Raw genomic sequence first — 332 nt, 5'->3', positions numbered from 1 at the left:
GAACTGCCCGGTGAGGTTGGTGTTGATCACCGTGTTCCAGTCCTTGAGCGACATGTCGGCCACGGCCGCATCCTTTTGCAGGCCGGAGTTGGCGACCAGGATGTCCAGGCGGCCGAAGGCTTCCAGGGTGCGGTCGAACAGCGCCTGGACCTCGGCCTCGTCGCCGACGTCACCGCCGACGGCGATGGCGCGACCGCCGGCGTCCTGGATGCGCTTGGCCAGTTCCTCGGCCGGTTCGGCGCTGGAATGGTAGTTGATGGCGACGGCGGCACCGGCCTTGGCCAGGGCCTCGGCGACGGCGGCGCCGATCCCGGAGCTGCCGCCGGTGACCA

At 69.9% G+C, this 332-nt stretch carries 1 protein-coding gene; it reads right to left on the bottom strand.

Going from position 1 to position 332, the window contains the following annotated elements:
- Positions 1 to 332, bottom strand: a 332-nt coding sequence (locus tag FS767_RS21855; protein WP_144968194.1) for an SDR family NAD(P)-dependent oxidoreductase, incomplete at both ends; no start/stop codon positions are given.

It is taken from the genome of Pseudomonas sp. DE0010 (genome assembly GCF_007680745.1).
In the GTDB taxonomy this organism is placed as follows: Bacteria; Pseudomonadota; Gammaproteobacteria; order Pseudomonadales; family Pseudomonadaceae; genus Aquipseudomonas; species Aquipseudomonas parafulva_B.
This window is presented reverse-complemented; position numbering and strand designations above follow the sequence as displayed.